The following is a 230-nucleotide window of genomic DNA, read 5'->3' on the forward strand; positions in this document are numbered from 1 at the left end:
GTATTAGAAAGACGCTTTTCTAAATAGGCGGTAAAGTTTTTTCGCTGCTGGTGTTGGCTTTGTAACTTAATTAAAAGCTCTGACTGTTTTTGGTTAATTAATCGTGTCTCGTATATCGGGTCTTCATCTGGCCAATTCTCTACTGGAGAGCCCTTTTGTTGAAACACAAAATCACTCAACGAGCGTTCTATTTTATTATAATCATGCTCCCCTAGCAGTTTTTCTATCTC

The 230-nt window shown here is 37.8% G+C and carries 1 protein-coding gene; it reads right to left on the reverse strand.

Features of this window, described 5'->3' with window-relative positions; translation table 11 throughout:
- Positions 1-230 (reverse strand): hypothetical protein (locus SB749_RS21130; protein ID WP_410712047.1); only part of this gene is annotated, 230 nt, incomplete at both ends.

This window comes from Brevibacterium sp. SIMBA_078 (assembly GCF_046534565.1).
GTDB lineage: Bacteria > Actinomycetota > Actinomycetes > Actinomycetales > Brevibacteriaceae > Brevibacterium.